The 10744-nt window shown below is 29.7% G+C and carries 12 protein-coding genes; 3 read left to right on the forward strand and 9 right to left on the reverse strand.

Annotation, left to right across the window (positions count from 1 at the left end; all coding sequences use genetic code 11):
* Positions 1-192 precede the first annotated feature (192 nt).
* The 7 genes from GXM17_RS20790 to GXM17_RS20820 form a co-directional block, all read right to left on the reverse strand.
* Positions 193-420, reverse strand: a complete 228-nt coding sequence (locus tag GXM17_RS20790; protein ID WP_163401440.1) for a DUF7660 family protein — start codon at positions 418-420, stop codon at positions 193-195.
* 287 nt (positions 421-707) lie between these two features.
* Positions 708-1415: a DUF2071 domain-containing protein gene (locus GXM17_RS20795; RefSeq protein ID WP_163401441.1), complete on the reverse strand. Its 708-nt coding sequence runs from the start codon at positions 1413-1415 to the stop codon at positions 708-710.
* Positions 1416-1544: 129 nt separating this feature from the next.
* Positions 1545-2444 carry a nucleotidyltransferase domain-containing protein gene (locus tag GXM17_RS20800; RefSeq protein ID WP_163401442.1) on the reverse strand — a complete coding sequence of 300 codons (900 nt, stop codon included), beginning with the start codon at positions 2442-2444 and terminating at the stop codon, positions 1545-1547.
* Complete coding sequence (locus tag GXM17_RS20805) at positions 2441-3028, reverse strand: hypothetical protein (protein WP_244307451.1); 588 nt, start codon at positions 3026-3028, stop codon at positions 2441-2443. The genes GXM17_RS20800 and GXM17_RS20805 overlap by 4 nt, the downstream gene beginning before the upstream one ends.
* A gap of 1539 nt (positions 3029-4567) precedes the next feature.
* A complete protein-coding gene (locus GXM17_RS20810) occupies positions 4568-5023 on the reverse strand; it encodes a hypothetical protein (protein ID WP_163401444.1) in 456 nt (151 codons plus the stop codon).
* Positions 5024-5754: 731 nt separating this feature from the next.
* Positions 5755-6036 carry a hypothetical protein gene (locus tag GXM17_RS20815; RefSeq protein ID WP_163401445.1) on the reverse strand — a complete coding sequence of 94 codons (282 nt, stop codon included), beginning with the start codon at positions 6034-6036 and terminating at the stop codon, positions 5755-5757.
* Positions 6003-6647 (reverse strand): hypothetical protein, encoded by a 645-nt coding sequence (locus GXM17_RS20820; protein WP_163401446.1) that lies wholly within the window; start codon positions 6645-6647, stop codon positions 6003-6005. The genes GXM17_RS20815 and GXM17_RS20820 overlap by 34 nt, the downstream gene beginning before the upstream one ends.
* Before the next feature lie 236 nt (positions 6648-6883).
* On the opposite strand from GXM17_RS20820, the gene GXM17_RS20825 reads away from it, so the two are divergent.
* From GXM17_RS20825 to GXM17_RS20835, 3 genes are read left to right on the forward strand one after another with little or no spacing between them, the layout of a single operon-like run.
* Complete coding sequence (locus GXM17_RS20825; protein ID WP_163401447.1) at positions 6884-7765, forward strand: ATP-binding protein; 882 nt, start codon at positions 6884-6886, stop codon at positions 7763-7765.
* A gap of 45 nt (positions 7766-7810) precedes the next feature.
* Positions 7811-8164, forward strand: a complete 354-nt coding sequence (locus GXM17_RS20830) for an STAS-like domain-containing protein (protein WP_163401448.1) — start codon at positions 7811-7813, stop codon at positions 8162-8164.
* Positions 8151-8693 carry a type II toxin-antitoxin system VapC family toxin gene (locus tag GXM17_RS20835; RefSeq protein WP_163401449.1) on the forward strand — a complete coding sequence of 181 codons (543 nt, stop codon included), beginning with the start codon at positions 8151-8153 and terminating at the stop codon, positions 8691-8693. Before GXM17_RS20830 ends, GXM17_RS20835 begins: the two co-directional genes overlap by 14 nt.
* Positions 8694-8837: 144 nt before the next feature.
* Here the strand turns inward: GXM17_RS20835 and GXM17_RS20840 are convergent, their stop codons facing one another.
* Positions 8838-9821: a hypothetical protein gene (locus tag GXM17_RS20840; protein WP_163401450.1), complete on the reverse strand. Its 984-nt coding sequence runs from the start codon at positions 9819-9821 to the stop codon at positions 8838-8840.
* A 178-nt stretch (positions 9822-9999) separates the two neighbouring features.
* Entirely contained in the window at positions 10000-10638 is a 639-nt protein-coding gene (locus GXM17_RS20845; RefSeq protein ID WP_163401451.1) for a M949_RS01915 family surface polysaccharide biosynthesis protein, read from the reverse strand.
* Positions 10639-10744 lie beyond the last annotated feature (106 nt).

The raw sequence follows: 10744 nt of genomic DNA on the forward strand, positions 1-10744 counted from the left end.
TATCCATTTAATTTTATAATTCTTGATTATCTTCAGTTTTTCGTTCGGCTAAACTGACCGCCAACGTTCTCGCGCCTCAAGCAGTTTGCAGCTTATGAAAACGAGTATTTTCGGCTTTACGAAAATATGATAAAAAACGGGAATTCCACAAAATTTGCAAATTGCTTGAGACGTGTGTTGGCAGATGTTTTTTTATTCGTAAATACTTGCGCCTTTCATAATATCAGCAAAGATTTTCCAATTGGCAACTTCTGCATTTATATTTTGATTTGTATTGTCGTAATAACCTTGAATATCTTCTGCATATCTTTCAATTGCTTCCAAATATTCAGGAATAGTTTGAGAATCCCAATTATCATTATTAAGTTCAAAATCAGTTCTCAATTTTTTTATACTATCTATGAATTCTGCTTTATTCATTTTTATTTATTTAAATTTTTATTCAGCTTTTTCTTTTAGAAATATAACAATTCTCAATAACAATTTTGGCATCATTAATTTTTGTTTTCAATTAAAATTTTAAATAATTTCAATTTATTTTAAATGCATTTTTTCTGTCGCAACTCAAAATATCTGCCAACGTTCTCGCGCCTTGCGCGGTTTGCGACTTACGAAGACGAGTATTTTCGGCTAAACGAAAATACGATTAAAAAACGATAATTCCACTAAATTCGCAAATGGCGCAAGACGTGTGTTATAGCCAGTGGTTATTTGTCCGCTTCGCTTTTCCATTCGTGTTCAATGTTTGTCATTAGTAATGCGTTGTCAAAAGACACAGAACCTTTTGGGAAAATTTCTACGTTTTCAAAAAAACTTGATTTTACGCTTGAAACGTCAAGCGGTCTAACGTCCCATTTATAAGCATTCAATCTTAGTCCGTCAAATTTATTTTTGTTTGGAGAGTAGCCAAGGTCTCCATTTTCAAAAAAAACAGAAGCGTTATTTAGTGTTTCAAAAATTGATTTTTCATTAAACAACTTTGTTTCGGTAGCATCAATAAAAATTTCGGTGTCGTCCGAACTTTTAAAGTCAATATGATAACTTCCGTTATTTTCTTCTACATTAAATTTAGCATAATAATGTTTGCCTGGAAATATTCTTCCACCTACTAAAGTATTTAGTTTAAGCGAAGTGTCTCTCCGTGGAATATATACTCCTGATTTTGTCTCTCCGTTTTCATCCCATTCTATTGCAATTCTGTGAGCGCCATTTTCAGAATTTACGCCAATAAAGTCAGGGAATCCTTTTGGTTTAATATTTTTTAGTCTTATTAGGCAAATACCAACTATTGCCTTTTCCTTATAAATTTTTGGTCTAAAAGGAAACGGAATAATTTTTTCCACAGTTTTTGGGTCAGCCGTAAAGTTGATTAAAATTCTTCTGTCAATATATCCGTGAATTGTAGGGATTTTCATTTTTTACGTACGATTTTTTTTACCATTGGCTATAACGTTCTGGCGCTTGGCGTGGTTGGGGAATAAAGATGCGAGATTTTTCGGTTAAACACAATTTTTCCTAATACAAAACCATCTTTAAATTCAACCTTAAACCCCAATCTCGCCAAACGGCTGTTGTGCGACGTTTTTTTCGAAAGTTATTTTTTCTATTATGTTTTGAATATATTTTTCCTTTTTGAAAAAAGAAGCATAGAATTGAGGATTACAGATTATACGTTCAATTTCTTTATTTTGTTTTCCATCAAAATGATAATACATTTCTACTAAACGCATTTTTTGATAATGTCCTAATTCTTTATTCATTATTGAAGTTTGTACATAAGCTTGAAATTGAGCTTTGTTTGATAGATGACTATTTTTTAATAATTCTAATTTGTTTAGAATATTAATAACCTTAAAAATATAACTTTTAGAAGGTAATTCATCATTAACTTTTTCTCTATAATTTCGTTTTATTACTCTTAATTCACGCAGAATTTTTAATTCATTATCCGATATTAATTTTTCATTTTTAAGTTCTTCTAAAAGTGTTAAATAAGAAAAATTGAAATTTTCTTTTTTAGCGCTTTTTAAGATTAAGTAGTTTCTAAAACCGATATACACACAATCACAATACCAACCAAAACCTTTATTAGAGTTAGGAATCAAATTTAAAATTTTAAAATAATTTTTATTGTCTTGAAATTGTTTTAAATCTGGTTTTTTAGATTTGTGATTTTTAAGTATGAAATCTAAATTTTCGTTATAATCAATTAATATTTGAGATTCTTTAACTAAATGGTCTATAAATAAACTACCATTTTCAGACATAAATTTTAGTTTTGAATAAGTATATAGAGAAACAGAAAAACCTTTATTTTCATATTCATTTTTTAAGCTTTTCAGTTCTTTATAATATTCCGCAACAATAAGAATATCTTTATCGCTGTATTTATCGAAATTTTCTCGTGTTGATGAGCCGTAAATTGCTACACTATAATTTTTCATTTTACAAATCGATTTAAAATAATTGTTATTAAAGCACTTAAAAGTATAAAACCAAAAAGGTTTTGAACTGTTAGCCAAATCATACCTTCATTTGAAGTTGCTTGAAATTGTGAATCAACAAGTTTAGTAGTTGCATCTAATGTGTAATAAATATTTGATGAAACATTTGAACTGTCTTTACAAAAAACATTTATTGCTAAATCTTTTTTCTGTAAATCATAATTTTTCCACTTTGATTGATTTATGAAAAAGAATGAAGTGAAAACAATTACAAAGGTTATTAGAAAATTCCGCAGTCTTAAACCATATCCAAAAGTGTATCTGAATAACCATCTAAATGGATAATTACAAATAAATTTCCAAAATGATATTTCGTACGGTCTTTTATTCCAAAATTTATTTAAGGTTAGTTTATCTTGCCATTTTTTAAAATGATATTCAGAAACCCTACTGAAAGTTGATTGACCTGAATCATTTGAGTTATTTAATAATTGCTGAAATAAATGAACTCCAATATTTGCATTACTGATTTTATTGATTGACTTTGAAAAAGTTTCTGGATTTACATAAGTTTTACTTATCAATATTTTATGTGTATTGCAATTGATGAAAAATGTATTATGGAATTCACAATTCACAATTTCACAGCCAATAAAAAGACAATCTTCGAATTTACAGTTTATAAAAATCACCTCATTTAATTTAGTTTTACTAAAACTAACATTTTGAAAATTGGTGTCTTTTATTTTTAGTTTTGGATGTATTCCATCATTTTGTAATATGTCGGGTTCATAAAGAATATTTACAAACGATTTGCTTATTTTTAATAAATCATAAAACTCAATTTGAGTTTTAATAATTTTATATGGTTCGTTTAATTTAAAAAAGTTTGTAAGCATATATTCTTTTGGTTCATTTTTCTTTTGGTTCTCGGTTGCGCTAAAATGTCGCACAACGTTCCCGCGCTTGTGGCTGTTGCGGACTTCGAAGACGAGTATTTTCGGTTAAACGAAAATACGAATTGAAAACGATAATTCCACTAAATTCCGCAATAGCCACAAACGTGTGTTGGGCGGGGTTTTTTCTTTTTTGTTTAGTTTTTCAAGTTTCTACTTTTCAACTTTCAATTATTCCGCTTCATTTCATCAGTTTCATTTTTCAAGCTTCCGCTTTTCAATATTTTACTTATTCAGCTTGATTTTTTCAGTTTAGCTTTTTCAGTTTCTGCTTTTCAAGTTTCACTTTTTCCGCTTCTTTTTTGTTAGTTTCATTTTTCAAGCTTCCGCTTTTCAAAATTTCACTTATTCAGCTTTACTTTTTCAGTTTAGCTTTTTCGTTTTCTGCTTTTCAAGTTTCACTTTTTCGTCTTTTTAATTTTCAAGTTTCACCGATTAAACATCAAATTTTTAATCAGCTTTCGCTCAAATATGCCTCAACATTCTTAATCATTTTTATTATTCGTCAAAAAAGAAGTGAGAGTAAATTCCACCGGAATTTTTCTCTCGCGCGAAAATCCTGCCCAACGTTCTCGCGCTTGTGGATGTTGCGGACTTCGAAGACGAGTATTTTCGGTTAAACGAAAATACGAATTGAAAACGATAATTCCACTAAATTCCGCAATAGCCACAAACGTGTGTTGGGCGGGGTTTTTTCTTTTTTGTTTAGTTTTTCAAGTTTCTGCTTTTCAAATTTCATTTATCCAGCTTCATTTTGTCAGTTTCATTTTTCAAGCTTCCGCTTTTCAAAATTTCACTTATTCAGCTTTACTTTTTCAGTTTCTGCTTTTAAAGTTTCACTTTTTCGACTTCATTTTATCAGTTTCATTTTTCAAGCTTCCGCTTTTCAACTTTACTTATTCAATTTTATTTTCGTCTTTTTAATTTTCAAGTTTCACCGATTAAACATCAAATTTTTTAATCAGCTTTCGCTCAAATATGCCTCAACATTCTTTATCATTTTCATTATTCATCAAAAAAGAAGTGAGAGTAAATTCCACCGGAATTTTTCTCTCTCGCGAAAATCCTGCCCAACGTTCTGGCGCTACACGAGGTTTGGGATTAAAGATGCGGGGTTTTTCGGTTAAACACAAATTTCCCAAGTACAAAACCAGCTTTAAATTCAACCTAATGCCCAAATCTCGTGTAACGGCTGTTGGCAGATCGGTTATTGTTTAGATTTTCCTTTTGTAGTTTCCAATTTTTTGTTAATTCTTTTTCGTCGAATTCAAAACTTTCGTTATTTCCATTTGTCCTTTTGACATTTACAATTATGTTCTTTGGAATTCTCTTATTTTTTATTAGATGCTTTTTATATAAATAAGCAATATTTTTAGAATTTATTATAAGGTTTTTTGAGTTGTCTTTTAAAGAGTCACTATTAGTAATGTCAATTATATAATCTTTTTTTTCATTACGTGGTCCTACTTTCATAGGTCTTGCATCTATTTTTTCAGGATAATATAAATTTCCAATTTCTTGGATGTAAGTGTCATCTAAATCCTGACCATCGTCAGTCTTCTCTTTTTCCACTTTACAAGAGAATGCAAAAATTAATAGTAAAAATAATAATATTTTTTTCATAGTTTTTTTACCGGTTATTTGTAACTGTCTGCCAACGTTCCCGCGCTTGTGGTCTGTTGCGGACTTCGAAGACGAGTATTTTCTGTTAAACGAAAATACGAATTGAAAACGATAATTCCACTAAATTCCGCAATAGCCACAAACGTGTGTTGGGCGGGGTTTTTTCTTTTTTGTTTAGTTTTTCAAGTTTCTACTTTTCAACTTTCAATTATTCCGCTTCATTTCATCAGTTTCATTTTTCAAGCTTCCGCTTTTCAATATTTTACTTATTCAGCTTGATTTTTTCAGTTTAGCTTTTTCAGTTTAGCTTTTTCAGTTTAGCTTTTTCAGTTTCTGCTTTTCAAGTTTCACTTTTTCGGCTTCTTTTTTGTTAGTTTCACTTTTCAAGCTTCCGCTTTTCAACTTTCATTTATTCAGCTTCATTTTCGTCTTTTATTTTTCAAGTTTCGCTCATTAAACATCAAATTTTCAATCAACTTTCGCTCAAATATGCCTGAACATTCTTTATCATTTTCATTATTCATCAAAAAAGAAGTGAGAGTAAATTCCACCGGAATTTTTCTCTCGCGCGAAAATCCTGCCCAACGTCCTCGCGCTACACGCAGGCTGGGATTAAGAAAGCCTAAACTTTCGGTTAAAAACTAATTTTTCAAATACAAAACCATCTTCAAATTAAGCCAAATCCCCAGCTTGCTTGTAGCGTGTGTTATGGGCAGCCTTTCTTTCTGTTGTCATATGTCACATAAAGTTATTACAGGATATTTTTTCTGTTGAAATATTTTTAAATGATTTTCTAAGTCTCCAAAAATTGTCTCAAACCTATCAAAGTTATCTTCATAACCAAAAGAGCCAGTTTCTTTAAGTCCTTCAATTATTTTCAACGTGCCTACTCTTTCAAATCTATCTTTGAAATAGATAAAGTCTTTATGGTCAACGGCAAGTTTAATGACACCAAAAAAGAAGTTACAATTTTTACCCGTCAAGTTCCAAATTCGGTCAATGCCTGGTTGCATTTCTCTTGTAGTTTGTGGTCGTAGCCACTTCCTATTTGTCTGCCTAATATCTCCTTATCTTTCAAGTCGTCAACTGTTGGCTTCTTATTGGAATTGTAAGTTGTTGGAACCAATATGTAATTGCATTGACCTCTATATTGGTCTATTGAAGAACAAATAATAGCTCTATAGTTTCCATCTTTCAACTGAAAAGTCAATAAGTCGTCTGGTTGAAAATAGAAATTGGTTATTTTTCTGTATTTTTTTCTTGCTCTTACTTTTGCGTTTGGCTGGCTGATTTTTTTCCAAAATTTGTCGAGTTCTTTTTGTCGTGCTTTGCCTTCTTTGGTGTCATATTCCTCAGTCCATATTTTTACACAAGCTCCTTTGTCTATTATTGATTTAACGTAAGTAAGTTTTTCTTCTGTCATTTGTCCTATTTCCCAAAGAGCCAAAGCACAAGAAGTGACATAAATTTCATTGTCAAAATCGTCAAAATAGTCGGCTTGAATTAGTGGAAATTCTTTGCTTATAGTCTCAAAGTTTGCTTCACTGTCGTATAAATCCATAATGCCCCAATATGTGTCGTGAGCCGTGTCCCCGTCAATTATTTTAACTCCGTCTGTTGCCATTAGTGTCTGTCTTTAAGGTTGCCCATAACGTTCTCGCGCTACAGCGGGTTTGGGACTAAATTAAGCCCATTCTTCGGATTTGCCAAATCATCCCAAATACAAGACAAACTTTCCATTAAGCCTATTGCCCAAATCCGTTGTAGCGTGTGTTAGCGGTAGTGCATATTTTTTACTAAATTTTCTTTTCTACGGATAGGCTAATTTAGCTATATTTGGTTCTATATTCAAGATAAAAAATGGTAATTACAATTCCGAATGATATAAAAAGTGAGTTTGAAGGTTATGATTATATCATTACTTGGATAAACAAGTATAAAGATGTGAAAAATACTGAAATTATATTTGATTTCAGTAGAGTTACTTTTCTTGAAGCTAATCTTTGTGCTTTAATTGGAACTATATTTGAAATAATTGAGACCGGTAAAAATAAAATAAGCTTACAAAATATTAAACCTCAAGTTGAAATTATTTTGAGAAAAAATGAGTTTTTAATTCCTTTTGGATTTTCAAAAATATTAGATAACAATGGTACAGTTTTAATTTATAAAAAATTTACGCCAAATGATGATTTAGGTTTTAACAACTATATTACGACCCAATTATTGAAAAAACCTCAATTCCCATCACATAGCGACAAACTTGGCAAAGAAATTACAAGAAATATTTTTGAAATATATGAAAATGCAAGAACACACGGACAGTGTGATTTTATCCATACTTGTGGACAATTTTATCCTAAAAAACCTGATAAACCTTTACATTTTACAATTGTGGACAAAGGAGTAAATATTAAACAAAATGTTTCTGCTTTTTTTAATATAGACTTAAATGCAGCAGATGCCATTGATTGGGCAATGAAGAAAGGAAATACGACAAAAACAGGAGATACTTCTGGGGGATTAGGTTTAGCAGTTATATTTGAATTTATTAAACTTAATAAAGGTAAGATTCAAGTAATTTCTTCGGATGGCTTTTATGAATATAAGAATGGAAATGTAACTAAAAAAAGATTAGGATCAATTTTTGAAGGTACAATTGTAAATATAAAATTTAATCTAAATGACCTTAATCATTATTCACTTGGTAATGAAGACGAATATTTTGAAAATATATTTTAAAAAGCTTAACTTTACACTTTATTATAAACGAATGATTATATTACAATGAAACATTTACTAATTAAAGATATAATTAATTCAGAATTAGCAGTTTCTACAGAAAATGGAGAAAAAGTTTTTGAAGTTGTAGATTTTTATCTTCAAAAGAAAGAAAAAGTAGAACTTGATTTTTCAGGAATAACAATAATGATTACTGCATTCTTAAACGCAGCAATTGGAAAATTATACGGAAAAAAAGAATATACACCTGAATTTTTAAATGAATATCTAAAACTCGAAAATGTTGAGAAAGAAGATCGTAGTCTATTTAAAGATGTGATTCAAAGAGCCAAAGAGTACTTTGCAAACAAAGAAGATTTTGAAAAAAACTCTAATAATGCAATTTATGGCGACGATTAAAGTTGAAGATTTAAATATTGGATTTAGTGATCAATTTTTTTTCGATACAAATATTTGGTTATTACTTTTTGGAACAGTAGCAAATTTTCAAAAGAAAGATCAAAAGGTTTATTCAAAACTTTTAGAAGATTTAATAACAAAAGATAAACCTATTTTTATATCCTCAACAGTTGTTTCTGAATTTGCAAACGTATTGTTACGTAGAGATTTTGATCAATGGGTTTCTATTGGTAAATTTGTAAATGTAAAGTTTAAAACTGATTTTGTTGGAACAAAAACATATCAAGATTCTGTTGATACAATAACAAAAGCCATTAATAAAATTCTAAAACTCCCAAATATTCAACCAGTACCTGATAGTTTTCACTGTATTAATTTGCAGAATATTTTAAGCAATTTCAAAATTGTTGATTTTAATGATTCATATATTTTTGAACTTTCCAAGAGTAATAATTACAAGATAGTTACTAATGATAAGGATTTTCAAAAATTAGGTTCAAATATAGATATTATTACTACTCAAATTTAGGATTTTTGGGCGCATTACCGCTAACGTTCTCGCGCTACAAGCAGTTTGGGACTAAATTAAGCCCATTCTTCGGATTTTCCAAATCTTCCAAATACAAAACTAACTTCAAATTAAGGCAAATACCCAAATTGCTTGTAGCGTGTGTTACCTGCCGTATTTTTTTATATTTTCCAACTTCTCTAATATTTCCTGATATTTTTCATCATAGATAATTTGTGTTTTTAATGGATTCAATAAAACTTTAAATTTATTATTTAAGCAAGTAATGATTCCACTCAAATGAGGATTGTTGTAAAATTCTCCAAGAATTGTCCATTCTTTACCTAAACCTAATTCTTTAAATTCTGGAATATCTTTTACCTCTTCATAGTCAATTAATTCAGCAGATTTTCCTCGAAAATATTCTTTGAATTCGTTGTGCGTAAATCCACTTCCAAAATCTATGTCAATACACAAGAAGTATGAAAGGTTGAATGATTGAATAATTTCATTGTATTTAGTTAGTTTTTTTGTTATTTCATTTGGATAAGAATTCTCTTCTTGCTCAATTTTACCAATTTTGTATTCTATTGAATTTGCGTTTCCACAACAGCTTACAAATTGATGATTAGAACAATTTGACAAAACTGTAAAATAAAAATTTTCGCTTATTAAAATTTTATCTCCAATTTTAGGCAAACTTTGCAAAATCCATTCCTTTAGCTTGGTCACTATAAATTCTACATTATAGATTTCTGATTCGAAATATTCTTCAATAAATGAAATACGGATTATATAATTGGCATTAATTTTTTGAATATGCTCGATGAGTGAATTTTCAAAGTCACTTCTTATTTGGTCTGATTTGCTTTGGCCAAGTCTATAAACGTCACAAATTATTTTTGATTTAGAACAGTTTAAAGTCCAATCGGGTGTTTTTGAATTTATTTTTTTATCATATTCAGATTCGATATTTAATATTTTAAATAATTCACCAAATTTAATTTCTGAAATTGTCGATAGGAAATTTCTTTTGTCTTTTTCAATTTCCAATTTTTTAATTAGTCTTCTTTTATTTATTTCAGAAAACTTTGATAGTCGTTCAACTATGTCAGGATGATATTCTTTATAAAGTTCCAATAATGACATTTCAGTTGTGATTTATACGATTTTTTGGTAATATGGCAGGTAACGTTCCACCGCTTGGCTTAGTTGCGGTCAAAGCGGACTGATTATTTTCGGTTAAGGTAAAATTTTCTGCGTGAATACATTGTTTCAATTTCAAGAAAAGCCAGCAATTAGGCCAAACGGCTGTTAGCGGTTGTGCTTATTGCCATTTCTGATTTATATTTTTATTCCACAATTTTTTAGCGTAGTCTCTATAATAACTTGGTGCTTCATTAAACGCTTTGTCAAAGGTGTAATTTCCACCATCATATTTCATATCTGAAATTTTTACACGATTTTGGCCTCGCATTGCTAATTTTAGTTTTTCTTGGTACATTATAATTTTCATTTCGCAAGGACTTACATCGCCGTGGCAAACGATTTTATACATTATCCAAATTTCTCCAATTCCGTTATTGTTTAAGTCTGTAACATTTAAAGTGTTTTTTAAAAAACTGGCTTCAATATCAACGGGACAATCCTTAATGAAATCGTATATTTTCCAATTCTGTTTAATGACGTTTTTATAACGAATGTAATGATATGCGTAAATTTCAGAATCACGACCGTCATTTTCGGAGTATTTAGTTTTAAATTCTCCTGTTTCACAAGTCAAGACAAAGTTTTCGCCTAATTTATCATTCCAAGTTATTGCGTTTTTAACTTTACCGTTATATTTAATTTCTCTTGGGATTTTGGTTACGCCAATTTTAGTTACCGCAATTTTATTCTGTCCAACAATTTTTAGAGAACAAAAAACTAAAAAAAAGACAAGTTTTGTTTTATTCGAAATTTTCATAAAGTTCTTCATTTTCTAGCATAACCGCTAACGTTCCGACGCTACAAGCTGTTTGCGGCTTTGGAACTGAGTTTTTTCCACTAGGAAAAAACGAATTTATGAAAAT

This window comes from Flavobacterium fluviatile (assembly GCF_010645065.1).
Taxonomy (GTDB): domain Bacteria; phylum Bacteroidota; class Bacteroidia; order Flavobacteriales; family Flavobacteriaceae; genus Flavobacterium; species Flavobacterium fluviatile.

Bases quoted from the DNA above. Each gene is read 5' to 3' on its own strand.
- GXM17_RS20820 (WP_163401446.1), bottom strand. From the start codon at position 6,647: ATGGCAACAGACGGAGTTAAAATAATTGACGGGGACACGGCTCACGAC.
- GXM17_RS20835 (WP_163401449.1), top strand. From the start codon at position 8,151: ATGGCGACGATTAAAGTTGAAGATTTAAATATTGGATTTAGTGATCAA.
- GXM17_RS20810 (WP_163401444.1), bottom strand. From the start codon at position 5,023: ATGAAAAAAATATTATTATTTTTACTATTAATTTTTGCATTCTCTTGT.
- GXM17_RS20825 (WP_163401447.1), top strand. From the start codon at position 6,884: ATGGTAATTACAATTCCGAATGATATAAAAAGTGAGTTTGAAGGTTAT.
- GXM17_RS20795 (WP_163401441.1), bottom strand. From the start codon at position 1,415: ATGAAAATCCCTACAATTCACGGATATATTGACAGAAGAATTTTAATC.
- GXM17_RS20845 (WP_163401451.1), bottom strand. From the start codon at position 10,638: ATGAAAATTTCGAATAAAACAAAACTTGTCTTTTTTTTAGTTTTTTGT.
- GXM17_RS20830 (WP_163401448.1), top strand. From the start codon at position 7,811: ATGAAACATTTACTAATTAAAGATATAATTAATTCAGAATTAGCAGTT.
- GXM17_RS20800 (WP_163401442.1), bottom strand. From the start codon at position 2,444: ATGAAAAATTATAGTGTAGCAATTTACGGCTCATCAACACGAGAAAAT.
- GXM17_RS20815 (WP_163401445.1), bottom strand. From the start codon at position 6,036: ATGCAACCAGGCATTGACCGAATTTGGAACTTGACGGGTAAAAATTGT.
- GXM17_RS20790 (WP_163401440.1), bottom strand. From the start codon at position 420: ATGAATAAAGCAGAATTCATAGATAGTATAAAAAAATTGAGAACTGAT.
- GXM17_RS20840 (WP_163401450.1), bottom strand. From the start codon at position 9,821: ATGTCATTATTGGAACTTTATAAAGAATATCATCCTGACATAGTTGAA.